General features: G+C 66.8%; 14 protein-coding genes and 1 pseudogene. 5 read left to right on the top strand and 10 right to left on the bottom strand.

Annotated features, from left to right (window positions below; genetic code table 11):
* Positions 1 to 98 precede the first annotated feature (98 nt).
* Positions 99 to 1871: a copper resistance CopC/CopD family protein gene (locus tag ACFU97_RS38315; RefSeq protein ID WP_384265863.1), complete on the bottom strand. Its 1773-nt coding sequence runs from the start codon at positions 1869 to 1871 to the stop codon at positions 99 to 101.
* Between the two features lie 241 nt (positions 1872 to 2112).
* Positions 2113 to 2364: a GntR family transcriptional regulator gene (locus ACFU97_RS38310; RefSeq protein WP_384265805.1), complete on the bottom strand. Its 252-nt coding sequence runs from the start codon at positions 2362 to 2364 to the stop codon at positions 2113 to 2115.
* 392 nt (positions 2365 to 2756) lie between these two features.
* Between ACFU97_RS38310 and ACFU97_RS38305 the strand changes: the two genes are divergently transcribed.
* The gene (locus tag ACFU97_RS38305; protein WP_384265803.1) at positions 2757 to 2990 is read left to right on the top strand and encodes a hypothetical protein; all 234 of its coding nucleotides are present in this window, start codon (positions 2757 to 2759) and stop codon (positions 2988 to 2990) included.
* A 737-nt stretch (positions 2991 to 3727) separates the two neighbouring features.
* Here ACFU97_RS38305 and ACFU97_RS38300 read toward each other — a convergent pair.
* Positions 3728 to 4627 carry a replication-relaxation family protein gene (locus ACFU97_RS38300; protein WP_384265801.1) on the bottom strand — a complete coding sequence of 300 codons (900 nt, stop codon included), beginning with the start codon at positions 4625 to 4627 and terminating at the stop codon, positions 3728 to 3730.
* 348 nt (positions 4628 to 4975) lie between these two features.
* Here ACFU97_RS38300 and ACFU97_RS38295 point away from each other — a divergent pair.
* Together ACFU97_RS38295 and ACFU97_RS38290 are read left to right on the top strand one after the other, a co-directional pair.
* Positions 4976 to 5173: pseudogene (locus tag ACFU97_RS38295) on the top strand (transposase family protein); the annotation flags it as partial.
* 315 nt (positions 5174 to 5488) lie between these two features.
* On the top strand, positions 5489 to 6172 hold the full coding sequence (locus ACFU97_RS38290; RefSeq protein ID WP_384265798.1) for a hypothetical protein: 684 nt from the start codon (positions 5489 to 5491) through the stop codon (positions 6170 to 6172).
* Between the two features lie 50 nt (positions 6173 to 6222).
* Here ACFU97_RS38290 and ACFU97_RS38285 read toward each other — a convergent pair whose 3' ends face one another.
* From ACFU97_RS38285 to ACFU97_RS38255, 7 genes are all read right to left on the bottom strand, one after another.
* On the bottom strand, positions 6223 to 10602 hold the full coding sequence (locus ACFU97_RS38285; protein WP_384265795.1) for a Tat pathway signal protein: 4380 nt from the start codon (positions 10600 to 10602) through the stop codon (positions 6223 to 6225).
* Between the two features lie 437 nt (positions 10603 to 11039).
* A complete protein-coding gene (locus tag ACFU97_RS38280) occupies positions 11040 to 12032 on the bottom strand; it encodes a hypothetical protein (RefSeq protein WP_384265793.1) in 993 nt (330 codons plus the stop codon).
* Between the two features lie 146 nt (positions 12033 to 12178).
* On the bottom strand, positions 12179 to 12514 hold the full coding sequence (locus ACFU97_RS38275; RefSeq protein WP_384265791.1) for a hypothetical protein: 336 nt from the start codon (positions 12512 to 12514) through the stop codon (positions 12179 to 12181).
* A 152-nt stretch (positions 12515 to 12666) separates the two neighbouring features.
* Positions 12667 to 13683 carry a hypothetical protein gene (locus tag ACFU97_RS38270; RefSeq protein WP_384265788.1) on the bottom strand — a complete coding sequence of 339 codons (1017 nt, stop codon included), beginning with the start codon at positions 13681 to 13683 and terminating at the stop codon, positions 12667 to 12669.
* An 11-nt stretch (positions 13684 to 13694) separates the two neighbouring features.
* Positions 13695 to 14207, bottom strand: coding sequence for a hypothetical protein (locus ACFU97_RS38265; protein ID WP_384265786.1), 513 nt, complete (start codon positions 14205 to 14207; stop codon positions 13695 to 13697).
* Between the two features lie 1249 nt (positions 14208 to 15456).
* Positions 15457 to 15843 carry an STAS domain-containing protein gene (locus ACFU97_RS38260; protein WP_384265783.1) on the bottom strand — a complete coding sequence of 129 codons (387 nt, stop codon included), beginning with the start codon at positions 15841 to 15843 and terminating at the stop codon, positions 15457 to 15459.
* A gap of 96 nt (positions 15844 to 15939) precedes the next feature.
* Positions 15940 to 16968: a DNA-directed RNA polymerase subunit alpha gene (locus tag ACFU97_RS38255; protein WP_384265781.1), complete on the bottom strand. Its 1029-nt coding sequence runs from the start codon at positions 16966 to 16968 to the stop codon at positions 15940 to 15942.
* Between the two features lie 718 nt (positions 16969 to 17686).
* Here ACFU97_RS38255 and betA point away from each other — a divergent pair.
* Together betA and ACFU97_RS38245 are read left to right on the top strand one after the other, a co-directional pair.
* Positions 17687 to 19357 (top strand): choline dehydrogenase, encoded by a 1671-nt coding sequence (gene betA / locus ACFU97_RS38250; protein ID WP_384265778.1) that lies wholly within the window; start codon positions 17687 to 17689, stop codon positions 19355 to 19357.
* A 4-nt stretch (positions 19358 to 19361) separates the two neighbouring features.
* Positions 19362 to 20198, top strand: coding sequence for a 5,10-methylenetetrahydrofolate reductase (locus ACFU97_RS38245; RefSeq protein ID WP_384265776.1), 837 nt, complete (start codon positions 19362 to 19364; stop codon positions 20196 to 20198).
* Positions 20199 to 20330: the final 132 nt, after the last annotated feature.

Below are 20330 nucleotides of genomic sequence, written 5' to 3'. Positions count from 1 at the left end.
GGGGGTTACGGTTGGGGGCTTCGTTGAAGGCCCGACGGACCGGGTTGCCGGGTTCACGTGGCGGTATCGGGCCACGCGCGTCCGGCGGTCCCGGTAGGTCATCGGTTCACCGTCACCGTCTTCTCCACGGTGACCTGATCGATGTCGGACACCCGGACCGTGGCCTTGATCGTCCAGGTCCCGGCGATCGGGAGATTGAGGGTGTCGCTGCCCCAGTAGCCGCGTTCGTCGACGAGCTTGGCGTCCAGCGGGCCGACCCGCTGGTCGGCGAGGGTGAAGGTCAGACGCAGTTCGGGGATGGTGACGGGACTGTCGTCGGCGCCGTAGACGATCGCCTCCACCACGTTCCGGCCGACCCGGCCCGGTTCCAGGGTGACCTGCACCTTGCCGCGTCCGGACAGGGTGTTCTTGCCGGTGTCGTAGGGGATCAGGGTCAGGGAGACCTCGGGTTGTCCGGCCACCGAGGTGGCTGACGCCGTCTCGGCAGCTCGGCCCGTCTCGGTGCCGGTCAGCGCCGTCGTCAGGACGAGGACCAGCACACCGACCGTCACCTCGGCCAGCACGGACCGGCGCAGACCACGCCGCGCGGCCTCGGGCCCGGATCCGTCCCCGCCGTTCTGGTCCGTGACCGTGGCGGGCGGGCTCCCGCCGTGGCCGGCGGTCACCAGTACCCGCTCCTCTGCCGGAGCACGCAGCAGGCGGGCCGTCCAGCGCCGGGAGTACGAGGCCGCCGCCAGCATCACCAGCACGGCCCAGATCTTGAACACGAGGACTCTGCCGTATGTGGTGGAGAACGCGTCCAACGAGCCGAGCCCGCGCCAGGACTGGTAGACGCCGGTGGCGGTCAGGACGGCCACCGAGGTCAGCGCGATACGCGAGAAGCGGGTCACCGCCATGGGCGGCAACGGATCTTCGACGGGCGCCCGGTACAGGGTGAGCAGCAGTGCGGCCAGGCCCCCCAGCCACATCGCCATGGCCAGCAGGTGCAGCATGGAGGAAGCCACCGCCACGGGCACCTGGATGCCGACGGAGGCATGCTCGGCCGCAGCCCAGGTGGCGGCCAGACCGAGAACAAGCACCCCGTCGACCGCGAGGCCGCGCCGGCCTGGCATCTGCTCCGGCCGCCGGTTCCGTGCCATGGCGGCGATGACCGCAAGCAGCAACAGGCGGGCCAGCAAGGCGAGTCCGGGCCGGCTCTCGACCGTCCGCAGCAGCGAGCCAGGGTCGATCACACCGCCCAGGTCTCCACCGCTGTCGTAGGGGCCACGCAGCAGGACCAGCACGACCGTGGACACGAACAGCGTCCACCAACCGATCAGAAACGGTCGACGCACCACGAGGGCGGCCGTGGCCGAGCGCCAGCAGGCCCGCACGAACACGGCAAGCCCGATCAGCAGCGCAAGCCCGGCGTAGGCGGCGTAGCGGCCGACGCCGTACAACGCGCCGACCGCGGGCTCCACGGCCGGTGGGGGAGCGGCGGTGGCCCGGGTCGCGGACGGCTTGCCCACGGAGAAGGTGAAGGCGCCGGACACGGCATGGCTGTCGGCCGACACCACCCGCCAGGACACGGTGTACGTGCCCTGCCTCAACCCGCTCGACAACCGCACGCCGGCGGTGTTCCCACGGCCGCCCGCATGGCGCGGATCGCCTTCCGCCACCGGACGGTTGTCGGGATCGAGTACGCGCAGGGAGTCCTCGACGAGCGCGACCGACTCGTCGAAGGTCACGGTGACCTGCTTCGGCGCGGTCTTCAGTACCGTTCCCTCACGCGGGTTGCTGCCGGTCAGCACCGCGTGTGCGGACGCGGGAGGGGCACCCTGGAGAAGGGCACCGGCAAGGACGGCGACCACCACCAGGAACGAGCGGATCATGTGCCTGTCGTCGTTCAGCTGTCGTGTCACGTAGCGTCTCCGCGGCCCGCCGATACCTGGGTCACATGTGCATACGGACGTCATCGCCGTCGTGCTCAGTCGTGTTGTTCCGCCACAACAGCAAGACCTGGGGCCTTAACCTCCACACCCAGTGATCACATGCGGCAGCGCTCCCTCAAGGCCGGTCTCCGGTCGGGCACAGTCGATGACCATGACGGCGCGATCTCGGTCAAGCGGCAGGCTATGAGGTTTCAGAGGAAGGCGGCAGCGGGTCGGCTACGAAGGTTCCCAGCCCGACTTCGCCCCGCGTCCAGCCCTGCTCCCGCACGTGCCGCATGGCCTTCGCCGCCGTTGCGTTCACCACGCCGAACTCCTGGGCGATCTCCAGAGTGGAAGGCACGCGACTGCCCGGCGGATATGTGCCGGTCTTGATGCGGCGGATGATCTCCGTGGCGATCTGTCGCCAGAGGGGGCGCGTGCGATCAAGCTCCATGAGTGCAGCGTGGGTGACCACGGCATTCTGTGCATCCGTGGTTATCTACGGTTATCCGCGGTACGGTGAGCCCTACATACGACCGGCCCCGATGGGACGCGGCCAAGTCCGCACCGGGGCCAGAGACGACTGAGTAGGAGCCGAGCCGTGCGTAGCCCGCTAGCCGTAATCCCGAGCGCATTCCTGCCTGCTCGCGTTATCCGCCGCGCCGCCGAGACGTCTCTGTTCCGTGCTTCCGCTCCAGCTGCCTCGGTTCTCAGAGCCACTGCGGCACATCACGCGGGGCCATACCTGGCGTGCGTCTGCTTCGCTTACGGGCTACCTCTCGTTTGGGCGCACCGCGCCCTGGGGCTGTCGGAGGTCGCGACATGAGGGCGAGTCGTCTCCGTAGCGTGGGCATCGATCCCCTGACCGGCAAGGAAGCGTTCGTAGTCGCGCAGCCCGGAGGCTTCCTTGAGGGACTGGCTGACGCGCGTGCCATCGAGGCTGCCACGGCCCTGGTGGCCGTGGTCAGTGCGGTGCTTGAGGGTGGCAAGTCGTCGGACGCCGAACTTGCCGTACTCGTACCGGCGTTGCATGCAGCATTGGAGGAGTGCGTTGCCATCATGACGGCGGACCGAGAGTGACTGCGAAAGTGCACCCTTGATCGCCCTCCTCGAGGAAGTCGAGGAGGTGTGCGACGAGTGATCCGTAAGCAACGTCAGGCAGGTGGTGCGGCCACTTTGAGGTCATCGAGTGCGGCCCCAGCTGGGACGAGCGGAGCTTCGTCCCGGCCGCCAAGCATCTTCGATACCCCATGCACGCCGAAGGCGACGGCCCAGGCCTCCTCCGGCGCGTGTCCCAATGCGAGGGGTGTACCGCCATGACGAACGCCGCCTCGCGTGGCAGAACGGGACCAGCACGAGGAACCACGCAACCGAACCGACCGGAGAACGCCGATCCCGACTCTGCGCAATGCTTTGGCGGGCTTGAGTAGTTTCCTTGCACCGGCCCGGTCATGCTGCGCAGAGACCGTATGGCGTCCGATTGCGCAGAGCCCTGGCCCGTCGCGTAGTGATTGCGCACCGCCCACTCAAGGATGCGCAATGGCCACCCACGCGGGTCACATGCCAGACGCGCACGGACGGGGTGGGCGCCTTGGCTGGGGCGACCACGGACCCCACCACGCCTGATAGGCGGGCTGCAGTGCAGCGCTACCCGAACGCCGCGCACCTGCTGCCCGTCCGGTGCACAGCTGCTTGCGCAGCGCCCTGGTCGGGGCTGTGGTTGAGCCCATGGTCGGGGTCGTGGTCGGGCCGTCGCCGGCTGCGCAGGTGTCCTCTGAATCCGTGGGCGATGCGCAGCGGCCGTGCAATTGGACCTTCTACGTAGCCCGGAGCTGGTTCCAGACGACTCTGTCGTTGAGGTCTCGGATCGGCCGCCACACGGCCGCCGATGGGCCATCGCTGCGCAGGTCAGCCAGCGACGCGGCCATCACGGGGACATCGCGCAGAAAGACGGTCAGTGCCAGGTCGGCCGTGATCCCGTGAAGAGCGCGCATCCGGGTGCTCACGCCGGCGGGCCCGGTGCCGTCCAGGACGAACAGCAGGCGGGGGAAGAGCGGATAGTGCTTGCGCCATTCCTCCCGCACGGGTGGTTGGCCCATGGTCCGACTGCGGCGCCCTGGCACGGTCGGGATGTAGTGGTAGAGGCGGGCGTAGGAGATGAGCTTGGCGGCCAGGCGTTCGGGACCCATGGTGGCCCGGTCGACCTCGACGAAGGCCCGCGCCATCGCCCCGCCCCCTTCGGCGGGCCCGTGCCGGTAGTACAGCAGCGCGTCGGGGATGACGGCCTCACCGCCACCGATGGGGTGGTAGACCTCGGGCAGCCAGTCCAACGGTCGGCACAACTCGCCGCGGCGGCGTGCCTCCTCCAGGAACAGCAGCGCGGTCTCGGTCACCGTCAACTGGTGTCCGACCCGCAGCCGCGCCGCCGTGGGGTCGGACACCGTCTTCGGCGGCCGCCGACCCCGTAACTCCGGCCACTCGGAGGCAACTTGCACGCCGTAGGAGGTGGGAAACCACACGCGCAGTCGTCCGGCCCGGGGCAGGGTGATGCGATCGATCAGCCCCTCCTCGCGCAGTTTGGCCAACCGCCGCCGGGTCTGCTCGCTGCGCACGCCCGGGGCGATCAGCCGGTGCATCTGCTCGGTGGTGGCCATCCGGTACTGCGTCAGCACCGCCAGCGCCAACCGGTCACCACCGCCGGTATCTACGTTGGTCATCGTCGCGGCCGCCTCTCGTGAACGGCGGGCGTCGGCCTGTCCGGCGCCGCGCTTTGCGTCCATCGCAGCAGTCGGCCCCGACCAAACCATCGACCACCACAACCCGACCACGGACACGATGCGACAACACCGCCCCCGACCACGCCGACAACCCCGCCCACAGCGTTTCGAGCACCGACGTACCGACCGCGGTAGACCTGCAGGTCACCAAGCATGTTCCAGCGCGGTGGCCAGCCGGACATCCCCCTCTGCACACCCCTACGCTCGCCCCAAGGACACAAAGAAGGGCAGGGGACGGCGGGCGAACGGGTGGGCGCGGGCAGCCGGGGGATCGGGCGCCTGTTGCTCATGTTGCGCGCCGGCAGCCGCCTCCGCGCGGGTGCGCCGCACGACACGGCGCAGGGGCCGGCCGTGGAGTCTTCCGTTGGAGGGCCGAGCCCTGCTGATCGCGGCTTACTGGCGAACGAACTTGACGATGCGCAACTCGCCCCGCTCTTCGGGGTCTCGAAGTCGGCGGCGGACCGAATCATCGACCACCTCGGGCCGACGCCCCTGCTCATGTCCATATCCCCATTCATTGCGCCCCTCGGGCGAGACCTGGGCGCGCGGCACCGGTACGCATTGAGGCCGGTGCGGCGGCGGGGGCGGCTCTCGGCCGGCCGAAACTTACCTTCATATGCTTGATGAGGTGAATGTCGGGTTCTCTTCGAGGCCTTGGCAACCGAACAAGTCTCGGTTGCAACAATGTTCACGGCGCGAGGAGTCGGCAGCCTGCGGTCTGGGGTTTCCCCAGGCGCCTTGGCTCTTGGCAGCCGGGCGCAATGCCGTCATCGCCGACGTGACATCCGGACAGGAGCTGACATGAGTGACAGCATCGAGTGGCTTGGCGGCCACTGCTTCGAGGCGCCGATGCGTGGTCCCGGTATGCGTGGTGGAGTGTCGCTGACCGCTGTGCGTGGCCTTCCGGTGGAGGACCTCCTGCGGCGCATGGGTGCTGGGGATGCCCAGATCGGCGTCCGTGCGCACTACCGTGACTTTGATCCTCTGTCCATCGATGACCCGTGGACGCCCTGCGTCTACGGTACTTCCGGTGAGTGGTCCTACATCCTGGAGGATTCCGGGGTGTGCGCCTGGTATCAGCACTGGGCTGACGGCAACAGCGCTGTGAACCCGCACGACGGTGAGGAGTTCGTGTGCTTGTATGCGAATGTTGCGGTGCAGCCGTCGTGGTTGTTCTATGCAGCCGGGGAGGGCGGCCTTGCACGGGCAGAGTTCCGACACAGCCTGACGGGCCCTGCTTCGGATGGTGAGTCCAGTGGGACTCGCATGCTGAACAGTCGATTGCGGGACAATGGCGCTCTTTGGCCGGACCGGGATGAGTTCTCTTCTGACGAGGCGTGGCGTGCTTTCGTGGAGCAGAGTTCTGCTCGGCTTCATGCCGCCGTGTGGAGGTCAGTTGGCGAGCACACGGGTCTGAGGATTCCCAGAGCGGCAGTCGAGTCGGGCGATCTTCCTGTAGCGCTACTGCTGGATCCCTTCATGTGACACGCGAAGGGCGGCTGGTAGACCAGCCGCCCTTGCTGAGTTTCTGGATTCTAGTTCGTGGTCATGGTGCAGTGCATAAAGGTTCCCGTTCCTGTGGAGCAGTTACCCTTGATCGCTGTGTTGAGCCAATAGGCGTCCCTGTCCATGAGTCGCATCTTCTTGGCGAATCCCGCGGAGAAGGCTGCCATGGATCCGCTGTTCTGGACGCCTGATATGGAAGACCTACCGCATACTTCCCGGAAACTCGGCATGGTTCCGGGAAGATTCCTGAGATGGATGGTTCCGTTGTCCATCTGTGCGTACGTCTGCATGCACTCGGCGCCGGTTGAGACGGGGTTGAGTCCGTCAAGGGCGGCTGGTTGTCCTCCGCTGTTGTAGGAGGCGTTGAAGGTGAACTCGTCGCAGTTCGGATCGTCGGTGCTGCTGTTCATTGCCGCCGGGTCGTAGTTGGTCCGAGCCCATCCGTCCACGTCGCAGACGACGGCACGGTTCGCTCCGTTGCGTCCGCCCGGCAGGTAGTACAGGGGCGTGTTCTCGCTTTCCAGCCCGGGACTCTTCAGCGTGCCGTGTTGGATGAGCCAGGCGTGGGCCGCGGCCTGCGGGTACTTGGCTGCGTTGAACGTGTAGGTGGGCGCGTAGTTGTGAAAGACGCATCCTCCGGCCGCAGTGATTTTGGTGTCGCAGCGGATCTCGTCGAGGTCGGTCTTGCGGACCTCGCTCTTGGACCACTGGTAGCCGGTGTGGGTCGGGGCAATGCTGCTGTCGGACGGGTAGAGATCTCCGTCGATCTGGACGTCCGGATGGAAGAGGAATTCCTTGTCGGCGGTGGAGTTGTCCCAGGTGTAGGTGGTGGTGAGGGTTGCCTCGTGGGTGTCACCCGGCGTCCAGTTGGGTGCCCCGTTCCAGGCGCTGTTCCCCGGTTCATTCGGTGTGCAGCCCGTGTCGCACAGATGCTTGTTGATGGCGAGCATGACGTCGGCGATGTCGAGAGGGACGGAGACCGGCGCGATGCTGAGGTGTTCAGTGAAGGAGTTCGTTCCGTCCAGCTCCAGTACGCGCTGGATCTGGAACATGATCGTTCCGCTGTCACCTCGGCCGGTGATGTAGTAGTAGGGCATGGCCCGGTTTTCGCAGGCGATGGTGCGTGTGGAACGAGCGATGATCTTCCCGTCGTCGCACCAGGTGGCGAATCCGTGGGATGAGACGCTGGTCGCGAGCGAGCCGTCGGGACCGGGATTGCTCGCGTCCTTCTTCAGCGCTGCTGTGGCCTTGTCGGTTGGATCCTGGAGGGCCTGGTTGGGGTTGGGGCTGCTGCTGTCGTATGCCGGCAGGGCGAGGTCGACGGCGTAGTCCTTCGGGATGCCGTAGTCGCCGGGGATGAATGCCATGGCATCCCAGGCAATGTCGTCGTCGCCGGATCCCGTGTAGTTGGTGTTCGTAAGTTTGACTTCGGGCGCTTTGTCGTTGAAGCGGAAAGCGCCGAGGTAGACCCAGGTGTTGCTTTCGTTTTCGTCCTGGTCGACCGCGACCTTGGCCGTGCCGAGGGCGGTGGGGATTTCGTAGAAGGCTTTGGTGGTCTGGGCTCCGGTGTCGGGGATGTGGACGTAGATGGCCACTTGTTCCTCAGGGACGGCGTTGGGGAGCTTCCAGTCGCCTTGGACGGTCATGCGTCCGCCGTCGCCGCCGAGGTGAGCTTGATCTCGGGTGTGTGCGTACCAGAAGTGGCCCTGGTAACCGCCGCCGATCTGGTGCAGGTCGGCTTTGGCGTCGTACTGTCCGAGGCCGGGTCCGGTGGCGTTGGGGTCGGGGTAGAAGGTGAATTGGAAGGAGCCGTCGGATTTTGTTGTGCCGCAGTCGCTCCAGGTGGGTGTGCCTGCGGGAACGGATTCGACGATCTTCGCTCCATCCGGAAGGTCCCCGGTGCCGCACTGGGGTGTGCCGTACTGCAAGCGGTAGCCGCGGCCTGGCTCGTTGATCAGCGACACGTATTTGATCTTCTCGTTGCCGCAGGTGGAAGAGCAGTCGTCCTTCCAAGTGGCATTGGCGGCATTCCACCAGTACTGGGTGTAGCAACCGGCGTCCGGGCAGTCGGGCGGGTTGGCGGCGTCGCAGTTGTTGGCCGTGTTGCAGAACGTGTCGAGTGGCGGCTTGATCGCGGTCCGCGCCGTCGTGCTGTTCCACCAGGCCGGGTAGAAGCCCGCGGAACTGTAGCCGGATTCGTGGGGCCAGTCCTGGCGGCCGGATGTCGCGTAGGAGTGGCCGGTGTCGATGGACCAGGCGGCCCATCCCATGACCTTCTCCTCATACGGCCAGTACTGCGGGTGGGCGGCGTCCCAGGGCCAGTTGGTCGGGTCGGCGTCCATGTCCATGAACGGGTCCCGGTCGGCCGGGTAGACGGGATTGGCCGGGTTGTTGTACCAGCCGAGTCCCCAGTTTCCGTTCTCGGCTTCCTTGGACTTGGGGTTGAAGCCGAGGTTGTAGTTCCAGACGGCGGTGAACCAGTTCTCCGGCTTGGCAGGGTCGTCGTTGTTGACGGAGATGGTCTGGCCGGTTTCGTGGACCTCGTTCCACTTGTCCGCGAGGATGTAGAGCGAGGAGGCGATGTTCATCGTGTAATCGAGGGCGATGGCACGCTGGAGTTTGGGGTCGAGAGAGGTTTCGCCGTCCTTCTCGTATCCGGCTTTGCGCATGCCGTCGGTGACCTGGCCCACGCCATAACCGCAGTCGGACTTGTCCCAGTTGATGGTCCAGTAGTCCGCGAGGCTGCCGCCGGTCTGGTGGCCGTAGTAGCCGTCGACGGAGGCAAGCGGGCTGCCCATCTGGCCGGGGATGGCACCGGATTCGGCCTGCCACAGATTGGATTCCTGGGCGAGGATGCCGAGTTCGACCTGTGCGGGTATGCGTCCGCCGCCGTTGAGCTTGGGGGCCGGCCAGGTGCCTTGCGGGTTGATGGTGGTCAGTCCCGTCTGGGTGCGCCAACCGCCCTGGGTGATGTAGCCGGAGGTCAGGTTTCCGCGCACGGCCATGTCGACGGCCCATTCCACCTGGTTCGGGGTGGGCTGGAGGGCCTGGGTGTTGACGTCGTTACGGGGCACGGAGCACCAGGCGTCGGTGTCGACAGGGTTGTGCGCGCGGGGATCGTCGGCGTCCGTGGTCACCAGGCTCATCGCGGACATCTGCGGCCGGCTGCCACCGGTCAGAGCTGGCGAGGCGGTGTTACCCGCTGTGGCATGCGGCTCATCGGCCGTGAGCGTGGTGCGCTTTCCGGTGACGGTAGAGGTGGCGGTGATGTCGAGGAGGTGGCTGACCTGTCCGGCGCCTTGCTCGGTGGACGGCTCCTTCGCTGTGTGCGAGAGGTCCTTCCCGACGCCCTTGATGTTGGCGACGCCGCGCTGCACGGCCGTCGATACGACGGGGTCGACGGCGAGGCGGCCGCGGGTGGACAGCTGCGCGTCGTGGGGGATGGCCTTCTCGGTGATGCCGCTGTGCGCGAATGCCGCGTCACGAGTGGCCTTGCCGAGAAGATAGACCTTGCCGGTGGTGTCCTGGGCGAGACCCATTCCGGTGACTTCACCGTGGGCGACGGTAGTCTTGCGGCCCTGCGCCAATGTCTGCACGCGCGCCTGAGTGTTACCGGTGCGGTCGATGTAAGTGACCGTTCCGTCTTGCCTTGCCGTGATGTCGTAGGGGGCGTGCTGTGTTGCGGTGAGCGTCGCCTGCTTGCCCTTGCGGCTGATGTGGACGAGGCGGTTCCCGGCAGCGCCGATCAGGCCGTCCTTGACGGGGACGGCGGAGGTTATCTCACCGTTGGCGGTGGTGTCCGCGACGGTGTCGCCGTGTGTGTCGACCGTGATCAGGCGTGTCTTGTCATCGCGTAGGGCGGTGAATGCTGCGTTGTGGGTGTGCGCGTTGCACGTGGGGTCGAAGTAGGCGAGGGATGCCGTGAACGGCATCTTGGTGACGTCGCCGCTGTCGAGGTCGACCACAGCCGTCAGAGCGCCGCCCATCATCAGGTCGGGCTTGTTGGTGAAGGCGCGGGGCGCGTACACGACCGCCGCGTGGTGGTCGTCCATCAGGCAGCTGTTGCCGATCCAGGTGTCGGCCGGCAGCTGTGGTTCGGACAGGACAGTGGCGGTCTTCCACTGGTAGCCGGTTTTCGCGTTGGCGACGAGGAGGTGCAGTCCGTCGCTGTCGGCGGCGGTGGTCACCGCGCGATCGTCGGAGGACTTCCAGTCTTTTCCGAGGACGCTGTCGCGGTCTTCCGTTGGGACTGCTCGGGGATGCTTTCGTTTGACTTGTGCGGCGTGCCTGGTCTTTTGTGCCGGCTGTGTGTCAGCAGCCTGCGCTGTACTGGCCATCGAGAACGTCATCGCGGCGACCGCGATGGCCGAGGCGGCAGCCATCGCATGTCTTCGCTGCTGTATGCGCATGGTTGGGCTCCTTTCGGTCCGTCAGATACGCCCAAAGTTGCATGAATTGGCGCTTTGGGATCGTGCAGGGGTACACGATGCGCACCCGCTTGTCAGGGATGCCGTGAAGGCGTCCCCGGCCCTGCCGGACCATGGCCGTCGCCGACGCTCCGGCAGAAAATTCACAGGCTGTCTGTCGCCGTTCGTGGAGGCTCCGCTTCGGCCGTCATGTGGCCGGCGTATGTGAGGCGTCGTGCATCGAGGGGACGGCGGCCCGGTCGCCGTTGCGCTGCGGCTGCTAAGGACGCGGGCGGCCACCCAGCGGCGACGAGCAGACCGATGTCGTCACAGAAGGGCCGCGCACGAGAACGGAGTTCGCGCGCCGTCCCAGCCACGCCCCCACGTGCAGTGCCGTCGGGCGGTGTCGTTCGCCGCGGCTCCCTGACGCTGGGCTCGGCTCATTTCGCTCGCTGGGCACGTGCCGCGGACAATGCCTTGCCGTGGCGTTCGGCGATTGCCCTCAGCTTGAGCCTGTTCCCGGCTATCTGCTTGTCCTCGATCTTGCTCTCGGCGTCGAACCAGATCTTCACCAGATGGGTCTGCTGCTTGCATGCCACGTCGTCGACGGCGAGCTCGACGCTGCCCTGGCTCGTCGCGCCGCGGCCGGCGGCCACGCCCTGCGCCATTGCCTTGTACGGGTCGTCGAGATTCTTGTGGCCCTTCGAGTTCATGCAGGACGACCAGGCCTTGAGCGTTTTCCTCACGCCGGCCTCCTGCTGCGAATCGGTCAGGCTCTTCCCCGCGAGTTGGGAGACGAACAGCGCGTCGGAGTCGTCGAGCTTGATCTGTTCCTTGCTCCAGCCGACACAGCCGCCCTTCTTCAGGGCCTTGCCGTTGTAGGAGGTTCGTGCGGGCTTGACGCTGTTGGGAGCGATGTAGTAGCCGCCCTTGCCGTTCTTGGGCTTGGTGATGGCCGGTTTGGTGTGCCCGGTCAGTACCTCCACTTGGACACCGGGGAGGTCGGGGATGCTCTGGCTGGTGTGGCTCCGGAATTTCGGTGCCAGCTCATAGCCGTACCGCGCGGCATCGTTCGGGTCAGTGATGCCGTAGCGGCGTTCCATATTGGCGTCATCGGTGCTGGGCGGAGGATTCCCGCCGGGCCTTGGCAGGGTTACGTGGAAGCCGTATCCGGCCATGCACTGCTGCTGCAGGTGGGTGGTTGCCTGGTCGAGGGTGACCTGGTCGTCGTAGGAGAGCATGTACTTCTCCAGGGGAAGCGCCAGGTTTTTGGCCAGTCCATGCTGGGGGACCTTCGCAGGCCAGTTGGCCTTGTCGACGTTGGGCCGGCCGGCCGAGGCGTTCTGGGCGCTGGTGCTGTTGCTGCACGCGGTCATGACGGCTGCCGCAGCGATGGCCGCCACCGAGGCTGCGGTCCGGCGCTTGCTCACCATGGGCTCCTTGAGTGCGGGTCAGGCGAGTTACTGGGAGTGCTGCGCGTGGAGTCGCGCGGTGGGCGCGGTAGTTGCCGGCCTCGGCGCAGTTGCGCACGGCGAAGTTCTTGTGGCGTACTGCCGGGTCTCTCGGCGTTTGGGATCTTCTATTGCCGGTCGATCATGGGAGTGAACTCATCGACGTAAATCTTGGGTACGTGCGGAACGGGACCCATGTCCTTGGAGCCGATCAGCGCATCGTCCCGCCCGGTCTTGCCTGGAGGGACGTCTTGAAGCCAGAAGCGGTTGTACGCCGTCCAGCCGTTGTCGTCGGAGATGCTGATCTGGATCGAGTACGTCGCATCCCGCTTGTGGGTGTTGGCCACCTCGACCTCGGTACGCACACCGCTGCTTTCCGGTGTGGCGCGTACGGTCAGGTCTCCGTACTCCAGGACACGAGTGCGGCCTTCGGAGTGCACCACAGGCACGGGCGAGGCACTCACTGAGGGAGTGTTCTGTGTCGTGCTCGGAGTCGCCGATCGCTGCGGCGCGGTGGCTCGTTCCGCGGAACCGTCCGTACATCCGGCGGCCAGCAGGCAGGCTGCCATCAGGGACAGTGCCCGGACCGTCGGTCCGGGCACCACTGCGTCACTCCTCACCGTGCGGACGCCGCCATCTGCTGGCGCGCGGCGGCGAGTTCCTTGCCGTGCTGCTCCTTGATGCCGGTCAACGTGGTCTTGTTGTCGGCGATCTGCTGGTTCTGGATGGCCGTCTCGACACCGAACCAGATCTTCACCAGATCCGTCTGCGTCTTGCAGTCGACGTCGTCGACCGCCAGAGCGATGGACTCCTGTGTCGGTTGCCCATCGTTCGTGACGCCCTGGTCCATTGCCTTGTACGGATCGGCAAGTTCCCTGTGCCCCTTGCCGTCCATGCACGAAGACCAAGCGGCGATGGCCTTGGTGACCTTGTCGTCCTTCATCGACTGGACCAGGCTGTCCCCGGCGAGCTGCGCCACGAAAGTCGGGTCGGTTGCCTTCACGCCGAGTTGATCCTTGGACCAGCCGACGCAGCCCCCCGCCTTCAACTTCTTGCCGTTGTACTCCGCTCGAGCGGGCTTCGCGCCCTGGCCGGGTGCCGCCAACGGCCCTCCCGCCTTGACTCCCTTGGCGGCGTTGGGCAGTTCGGGCTTGGTGTGCCCGGTCAGAACCTCAACTTCGGCACCGGACAGATCACGTATCGTCTGCTCAGTGTGCTGCTGCAGCGCCGGGGGAAGCTCATAGCCGTACTTCGCGGCCTCGGCCCGGTCGGTGATGCCGTAACGGCGTTCGATGTTGGCGTCGTTGTCACTGGGCGGCGGATTGGCGCCCGCCAGCGGCAGCGTCAGATCGATGCCGTAGTCCTTCATGCAGGACTGCTCAAGGTCGTTGGTGGTCTGGTCGACGGTGACCTGGTCCGCGTAGGAGGTCATGTATGCCTCCAGCGGAAGGGTCAGGTCCTTGGTCAGGCCACTGGTGGGGATCTTCTTGGGCCAGTTGTCCTTGTTCACGATCGGTTTGCCGTCTGCGGCGTTCTTCGAGGTGTCCGCAGTCGTGCTGGAGGAGCAGCCACTGACCAGGAGAACTGAAGCCGTCAGGGCAACGGCGGCGGCGGTCCGCTTGATGTGCTTCACGGGGCTCCTTCTCAGGCGAAGTGGGACGACGCGTTGTTGTTCTTGAGTGCGGAGATCAGGTTGGTGATGTTGCAGTCTCCGTAGGGTCCGTTCGCCGCGAAGTACTGCGAGGTGCCGCCGTAACCGGAGTTGTAGTAGACGCGGTAGTTGTCGTCCGGAGCGCAGTTCTGCACGGATGCCGCGTTGTTCTTCGTGTACTGGCCGTTGCCGTTGCCGCCGTTGCCGAACACGTACCGGTAGGTCGACAGCGTCGAGCCCTGGTACTGGCTCGTGCCGTAGTGGTCGGACACGTTGCCGTAGAACGTCGTGAACGCCGACTTGTAGTAGCCGTCCTGGATGGCAATGTCCTTCGAGTTGTAGAACATCCACAGATCACCGTACGAGCAACTGATCCACGGAACGTCACAGTTGTCACTGACGTTGAAGGTGCCCGCCTGGGCGGGCGTGGCGGTAGACAGCAGAGCGGCCACCGTGACGGCGAACGCCCCTGCTGCGGTCTTCGCGCGTAGCGAGATGAGCTTCAAGATGTCCCTCCCCCTGTTCGGCGCACCGAAGGTCCGCCGAAGACCTGATCAGACAGCTGGGCAGCCAGTTGCCGGGCCCGCGCTTCAAGACGGCCGGATTCTGAGGAATCCGTGTGAAGATCGCGAGCCGTCGGGGACGTTATCACGGCATGCCCATGACGAACGATCAATTTTGGGTGCTGAAAACGTGGGGACGGTAGCGCGTCTGCCTGCTGCTCACGCGCCTGTCACCAGGAGTCTTTCGCTGCGCGTGCCCCAACGCCCCTGTTCGTTACGGGCGCCTGCTCCCTCGGCGGATCACCGGTCCAGGCCGGCGCGGCAGCCGACAGGAGGACTGAGGCTGACGTTCCCCTGATAGCCGACGGTTCACCAGGACGCGCCCCGGTGGAGGCCGTCGCAGACGGAGCGCGATGCTCGATCGATATCACCGTGCGTCACAGCGGATCCCCGAGGCTGGTCCAGGTCGTGCCCTGTCCTCCGCCGGGTGTGGCCCGCACCGCCCACCGGCCTGCAGCCATATACTTTGCACTGTGCAAAAATTGAGAGAGGTGCACGCGAGGCTGAGCGAGTGTGTGGGGAGAGCATCAGTACATGACGGACGCATCTATATCGCGGCGAAGGTCTACAGGCCCGGGGTTGGGGCCTTGGGACTGCCCGCGCCCGCCGGGAGGGGAACGGGGAAGGACGGCGCCTGTGGTCGTGCACGGACCCTTGCTGACCGGCGGCCGCCGGGTGTCGGTTCGGGGTCAGGGCGTGGCCGTTGCGCACAGCCTCGCGGATGTCCTCGCCGTGGTTCGTCGTATCGGCATCCTGCTCGAGCATGAGGAGGCGGGGGGTACGGCTCTCATCGAATGGCGAGGCGGAGGAGTCGACATATGGCATTCGGACCGCTGACGCACATGGCAGGTCGGTACTGACCGCGCACGTCCGATGGACATTGGCCTTCTGATCTCTGCAGGATGACTTCAGCCCGCCGGGGTCCCACGGGCCCTTCTGACAGGCAGGGCTTTCGGACCTGTTGTACAAACCGAGCCCGGACCCTGGCCGCCCATGGGCGAGGCCGGCGAACATGATCGTCCGAGGCCGACGCTTGGTCGTGTTCGCGGAGCCGGGCAACGGACTGGTCTGTGGCCGCAATGTGCAGTGCCACGGCGTGGGGTCCCCAGGTGTCTGCAATCCGTCGAGCTGACCTGCGCCGCACAGGCCGTCACCTCCATCGCCGCGGACCGCCTGGCAGTTGGAGTCGATGTCAGTCTGCCTGTGCGGCTTTGCATGCCCGCGATGCCTCGACGACGGTGGCGTACAGAAAGGGCCACCGGCCGGCGTCCGCGGTCTTGAACGCGCTGCGTGCATCCGGCCCTGCGACCAGTGTCAGCATGCCGCCTCCGGCTCGGATCGTGCGCCGCGCCGACGCCAGAAGTCGGATGCCGGCATCGTCGAAGCGTGTCACCCGCTGGAAGTCGATCACGAACTGACGGTGCCCCAGACGCAGAAACCGAACTAGTGGCTCGCACAGCAAGGGTGCCGAAGCCGCGTCGAAAACCCCTTCCGCCTCGACGACCAGCAGGTCGGCATCCGCCCAGCGAGGCGTGAGTCGCAACGGCCGCACCGTCATGTCTGCCTCCAGCGTGCACATGCGCCAAGTGCACGGCGATCTTCACCGACCCGCCGACAGCAACCTTCGAGACGTCGCCTGCCCCGGCGTTCGCATGTCATGCGAACGGGCCGCTCCTCAGAACTGCTCGGTCTCGAGGAAGTCCGCGTCCCTATCGTCGTCCGAACCCAGGGTGGCGCCGGCGAAGTCGGCTGTCGGGCCGAATCCCGGCGGGCTGTCCTTGAACGTCAGGCCCAGGCCGGCCAGCTTCACCTTGACCTCGTCGATCGACTTCGAACCGAAGTTGCGGATGTCGAGCAGGTCGGCCTCGGAGCGGGCGATGAGCTCACCCACGGAGTGGATGCCCTCGCGCTTGAGGCAGTTGTAGGAGCGGACCGTGAGCTCGAGGTCCTCGATCGGCAGGGCCAGGTCGGCGGCCAGGGCGGCGTCCGTGGGAGTCGGGCCCATGTCGATGCCCTCGATGTCGATGTTCAGTTCGCGAGCCAGGCCGAACAGCTCCACCAGGGTCTTGCCGGCCGACGCCATGGCGTCACGGGGACGCATGGCCTGCTTGGTCTCGACGTCGACGATCAGCTTGTCGAAGTCGGTGCGCTGCTCGACACGGGTCGCCTCGACCTTGTACGTGACCTTCAGCACCGGGCTGTAGATGGAGTCGACCGGGATCCGGCCGATCTCCTGGCCCGCCTGCTTGTTCAACACGGCCGGGACGTAACCGCGGCCGCGCTCGACCGTGAGCTCAAGTTCCAGCTTGCCCTTGCCGTTGAGCCTGGCGAGGACCAGATCGGGGTTGTGCACCTCGACGCTGCCGCGCAGGGCGATGTCCGCGGCGGTGACCTGCCCGGGGCCCTGCTTGCGCAGGTACATCACGACCGGCTCGTCGTGCTCCGAGGAGACGACCAGCTGCTTGATGTTGAGGATCAGGTCGGTGACGTCCTCCCGCACGCCTGGCAGAGTGGTGAACTCGTGAAGGACACCGTCGATACGGATGGACGTGACCGCCGCACCCGGAATCGAGGAGAGGAGCGTGCGGCGGAGCGAGTTGCCGAGGGTGTAGCCGAAGCCCGGCTCCAGCGGCTCGATCACGAACCGTGAGCGGAAGTCCTCCACGACCTCTTCGGTCAGGGACGGGCGCTGAGAGATCAGCATGCGGTAAAGCCTCCAGGTAAACGGCACCCACTATTTGGTGCCATGAGCATCGCAACGTATCGGTCATACGCTTACAAATGGGCGGCACGGCTATCGATCCCGCTCAGGGGCCAGACCGGTGTCAAAGTCCTTGGTAGGAGGCCGACTTCGGTCGCATGTGCGCGATGCGGCGGCGGGCGCCATGTCCCCGCGGTCGGACATCACCACCTCCCGGACTCCTCGAAGCAAGGTCGAGTTCCAGCGTGGTTCGAATGATCGCTCCGGGCGACATGGGGCATCCGGGCATCGGCGCGCAGGTGAGCGGTCCTCCCTGCCGCAGTTCGTCTCGTCAACGGATATTGGCACTATGCAAAGATGGCGGCTTCAGCATACACATCCCGCGGCAATGACAGCCGTTTTGCTGCCATCCGGTTGTGTTTTCCTCGATCCTGCAAGTGGGTCGTCGGCCTCGGGTTCCCGTGCTGTGCTGACATGCGGGGACCGGCAATCCGCAGGTGCCGGGGCTGTGCGGCGATCGATGAAGCTGGTTCGCGCTGGAGACGTCCCTGCTGCGTGGAGACCGGGCTCAACGCGACCGGAGCCTGCGCTGAGTGAGCGGTCCCGCGATCGGCTGGGTCGGCGGGAGCCGTCAAGGTTGCGTCGTTCGCAACCTGGTGCGCATGGCGCTACCGGCGCTAGCATGCTCCGCACATCGACGGCGCGAGCGAGACGAGGCACCATGGCTCCCCTGCAATACGACTTCGTCATCGTCGGCGGCGGTTCGGCCGGCAGTGCGCTGGCGAATCGACTCTCCGCCGATCCTGCCCACCGCGTGCTGGTCCTGGAGGCCGGCCGGTCCGACTATCCGTGGGACGTCTTCATCCACATGCCCGCGGCGCTGACCTACCCGATCGGCAGCCGGTTCTACGACTGGAAGTACGAGTCGGAGCCCGAGCCCCACATGGGCGGCCGGCGCGTCTACCACGCCCGCGGCAAGGTCCTGGGCGGCTCCAGCAGCATCAACGGCATGATCTTCCAGCGCGGCAACCCCATGGACTACGAGCGCTGGGCCGCCGACCCCGGCATGGACGCCTGGGACTACGCGCACTGCCTGCCGTACTTCCGGCGGATGGAGAACTGCCTGGCGGCCGACCCGGACGACGAGTTCCGCGGCCACGACGGCCCCCTCGTCCTGGAGCGCGGCCCGGCCACCAACCCGCTGTTCGGCGCCTTCCTCAAGGCCACCGAGGAGGCGGGCTACGCGCCCACCAGCGACGTCAACGGCTACCGGCAGGAGGGCTTCGCCCAGTTCGACCGCAACGTCCACCGCGGGCGCCGGCTGTCGGCCTCGAAGGCGTACCTCAAGCCCGCCATGAAGCGGCCCAACCTCACCGTGAAGACCCGCTCCCTCGTCACCCGCGTCCTCTTCGAGGGCAAGAAGGCGGTCGGGGTGGAGTTCCGGCGCGGCAAGGGCGCCCTCCAGCAGGTCCGCGCCAAGGAGGTCATCCTCTGCGGCGGCGCCATCAACTCCCCGCAGCTGCTGCAGCTCTCCGGCGTCGGCAACGCCGAGGAGCTGCGCGCCCTCGGCATCGACGTCGTGCACGACCTGCCGGGCGTCGGCGAGAACATGCAGGACCACCTCGAGGTGTACATCCAGTACGGCTGCAAGCAGCCCGTCTCCATGCAGCCGTACCTGGCGAAGTGGCGGGCGCCCTTCATCGGCCTGCAGTGGCTGTTCCGCAAGGGCCCGGCGGCGACCAACCACTTCGAGGCCGGCGGCTTCGCCCGCAGCAACGAGGACGTCGACTACCCCAACCTGATGTTCCACTTCCTGCCGATCGCGGTCCGCTACGACGGCTCCGTGCCGGCCGGCGGCCACGGCTACCAGGTCCACGTCGGGCCCATGTACTCCGACGCCATCGGCTCGGTGAAGATCAAGAGCAAGGACCCGAACGAGCACCCGGCGCTGCGCTTCAACTACCTCTCCACCGAGCAGGACCGCCGCGAGTGGGTGGAGGCCATCCGGGTCGCCCGCAAGCTCCTCAACCAGCCCGCGATGGCCCCCTACAACGACGGCGAGATCTCGCCCGGCCCGTCGGTGGAGACGGACGAGGAGATCCTCGCCTGGGTCGCCAAGGACGGCGAGACCGCGCTGCACCCCTCCTGCACCTGCAAGATGGGCACCGACGAGATGTCCGTCGTCGACCCCGGCAGCATGCGGGTGCACGGCGTGGAGGGCCTGCGGGTCGTCGACGCGTCGGTGATGCCGTACGTCACCAACGGCAACATCTACGCCCCGGTGATGATGGTCGCCGAGAAGGCCGCGGACCTGATCCTGGGCAAGGAGCCGCTGCCCGCCTCCAAGGCCGCGTACTACCGCCACCGCGACGCCCACGACCAGGTGGGGTGAGACCTTGGGCGCCGCAGGACCCATCGCGCTGCTGGACAGCGTCCGCTACGAGGTGCTGCCTGCCGCGGCGATCGAGGAGAAGGTCCTCGCCCATGTCCCGCGCGACGTCGTGATCACCGTCACGGCGTCGCCGGTGAAGGGACTGGACCCCACCCTCGACCTCACCGGCCGGCTGGCCGCGCACGGCTACCGCGTCGTCCCGCACCTGCCCGCCCGGCTGCTGCGCGACGACGTGCACCTGAAGGAAGTGGTGGAGCGGCTGTCCGCGGCGGGCGTGGACGACGTCTTCGTCCCCGCGGGCGACGCGGACCCGCCGGCCGGGCCCTACGACGGCGCGCTGCCGGTGCTGCGCCGGCTGGGCGAGCTGGGCTCGCCCTTCGCCCGCGTGGGCATCACCGGCTATCCCGAGAGCCATCCGCTCATCCACGACGACCTCACCATCCAGGCGATGTGGGACAAGCACGCGCACGCCACCTACATCGTCGGCAACCTCTGCTTCGATGCGCGGGTGCTGGGGGAGTGGATCGCCCGGATACGGCGCCGCGGCGTCTCCCTGCCCCTCCATGTGGGCGTCGCGGGTCCCGTCCAGCGGGCGAAGCTGCTGGCCATGGCCACGAAGATCGGGGTGGGGGAGTCGACGCGCTTCCTGACCAGGCACCCGTCCTGGTTCCTGCGCTTCGCCGCGCCCGGCGGCTACTCGCCCGAGAAGCTGCTCTCGCGCGCCCAGGAGGCGCTGACCGCGCCCTCGGCGGGCGTGGCGGGCCTGCACCTGTTCACCTTCAACCAGATCGCCGAGACCGAACGCTGGCGCCGCGCCCTGCTGGAGCGGCTCGGCGGCTGAGGGCGGCGCGGCGGGCGTGTGGAGTCAGGTCGGGGAGCCCGTATACGACCGCGGGGGGGGTTTTGGGCCCGGACCCCCCCCCCCCCCCCCCCCTCCTCCCGGCAAGACCACCCTGCGTTTCTCTTTCCCCCC

Origin of the sequence: Streptomyces sp. NPDC057616 (assembly GCF_042800575.1) — a bacterium.
Taxonomy (GTDB): domain Bacteria; phylum Actinomycetota; class Actinomycetes; order Streptomycetales; family Streptomycetaceae; genus Streptomyces.
This window is presented reverse-complemented; position numbering and strand designations above follow the sequence as displayed.

Coding starts and splice junctions, on each gene's coding strand:
- ACFU97_RS38315 (WP_384265863.1), bottom strand. CDS start 1,871: ATGATCCGCTCGTTCCTGGTGGTGGTCGCCGTCCTTGCCGGTGCCCTT.
- ACFU97_RS38310 (WP_384265805.1), bottom strand. CDS start 2,364: ATGGAGCTTGATCGCACGCGCCCCCTCTGGCGACAGATCGCCACGGAG.
- ACFU97_RS38300 (WP_384265801.1), bottom strand. CDS start 4,627: ATGACCAACGTAGATACCGGCGGTGGTGACCGGTTGGCGCTGGCGGTG.
- ACFU97_RS38290 (WP_384265798.1), top strand. CDS start 5,489: ATGAGTGACAGCATCGAGTGGCTTGGCGGCCACTGCTTCGAGGCGCCG.
- ACFU97_RS38285 (WP_384265795.1), bottom strand. CDS start 10,602: ATGCGCATACAGCAGCGAAGACATGCGATGGCTGCCGCCTCGGCCATC.
- ACFU97_RS38280 (WP_384265793.1), bottom strand. CDS start 12,032: ATGGTGAGCAAGCGCCGGACCGCAGCCTCGGTGGCGGCCATCGCTGCG.
- ACFU97_RS38260 (WP_384265783.1), bottom strand. CDS start 15,843: ATGTGCACGCTGGAGGCAGACATGACGGTGCGGCCGTTGCGACTCACG.
- ACFU97_RS38255 (WP_384265781.1), bottom strand. CDS start 16,968: ATGCTGATCTCTCAGCGCCCGTCCCTGACCGAAGAGGTCGTGGAGGAC.
- betA (WP_384265778.1), top strand. CDS start 17,687: ATGGCTCCCCTGCAATACGACTTCGTCATCGTCGGCGGCGGTTCGGCC.